The organism is Streptomyces sp. NPDC053431 (assembly GCF_044544925.1).
GTDB lineage: Bacteria > Actinomycetota > Actinomycetes > Streptomycetales > Streptomycetaceae > Streptomyces.
The window spans coordinates 1-1,590 of record NZ_JBITXX010000077.1 but is presented as its reverse complement, the minus strand read 5'-3'; the positions used below and the strand labels follow the sequence as shown (position 1 = coordinate 1,590).

1 pseudogene is annotated in these 1,590 nt (G+C 66.3%); it reads left to right on the top strand.

The annotated features are described in order from the left end of the window. The first annotated feature begins 148 nt into the window (after window positions 1-148). Window positions 149-1,332: pseudogene (locus ACIGXE_RS37725) on the top strand (IS701 family transposase). Window positions 1,333-1,590: the final 258 nt, after the last annotated feature.

The following is a 1,590-nucleotide window of genomic DNA, read 5'->3' as shown; positions in this document are numbered from 1 at the left end:
GGCGTATCAGGTCCCACTCAGCATCGGACAGTTCATGGCGACGTATCACCCCACCATGATCCACAATCCAAGATCACTTTGACGACAGGCCCTAGTACTGCAACGGTCCTTATCGTGACGGTTGGGCAGGTGGGTCGTTGCTCTGGTCATGGGTGGGGAACTTGCTGATGCCCGGGTGTGGGCGGGTGAACTGAGGGCTCTGCACGAGCGGTTCGTGCACCGTTTTGCCAGGTCGGAGCCGCGTGAGTCGGCGCTTGCGTATATGCGGGGACTGATCGCTCCGCTGGAGCGGAAGAACGGCTGGACGCTTGCCGAGGAGGCCGGGCATGCGGGCCCAGACCGGCTCCACCGGCTCCTGACCGGATCGACTGGGACGCGGACGAGGTGCTGGACGACGTGCGCGAGTACGTCGTCCAGCACCTCGGAGACCCAGGTGCGGTGCTGATCGTGGACGACACCGGCTTCCTGAAGAAAGGGGTCCGGTCGGCCGGGGTCCAGCGGCAGTACTCCGGCACGGCCGGCCGGACGGAGAACTGCCAGGTCGGGGTCTTCCTCGCCTATGCCACCGGCCGCGGCCGCACCCTGATCGATCGGCGCCTTTACCTGCCGGCGTCCTGGACCGACGACCGTGAACGGTGCCGGCGGGCCGGTATCGACGACACGGTCGTCTTCGAGACCAAGGTCGCGATGGCGAGGGCGATGGTCCGCCGGGCAATCGAGGAGAAGATCCCGTTCGGGTGGGTGACCGCGGACGCCGGTTACGGCTACTCGAAAAGCTGGCGGTCCGAGCTGGAGCGGGCGGACGTCTTCCATGTGATGGCCACCACCCGTCACGACACCGTCGTGACCCGCTGGGCCATGGACCATCCGGTTCACGACCTGTTCCACGATCTGCCGAGGCAGAAGTGGAAACGCCGCTCCTGCGGCAATGGGGCCCACGGACCGCGGGTCTTCGACTGGGCCAGGGTCGAGGTCCGGCCCTGGCACCGGGAGGACCGGCGACACTGGGTGATCACCCGCCGCAGCGTCCGCAGACCCGACGAGATCTCCTACTACATCGCCTACTGCCCCGCCGACACCACCCTTGACCAGCTGATCTGTGTCGCCGGGGCTCGCTGGGCGGTCGAGGAGTGCTTCCAGACCGCGAAGCAGGAGTGCGGCCTGGACGACTATCAGGTCCGCCGCTATCCCGGCTGGCACCGCCACATGACCCTGGCCATGGCCGCCCATGTCTGCCTGACCGTCCTGCGGGCCCGCGAGCTCGACGCTGGGAAAGCAGAAACGGATCCTCCGGCCTCGTCCCCCTCAGCCTGGCCGAACTCAGACGGCTGATCCACCGCCTCACCCACCGCCGACCAGCCTCGGTCGACCATGTCCTGCACTGGTCGACCTGGCGACGCAGACGACAACACCAAGCCCGCATCAGCCACTACCAACGACGCGGTCACACACCGCCAGAAGCCAACAAACCATCACCACAAAGACCGTTGCAGTACTAGTGACCTGAGTCAGAGATTCGTCGTTAGTCGGGTATGAGTCGTCCGGGTCCGAAGATTCCGCCGTTGTCGGTCACCGACGCCCAGCGGGCGG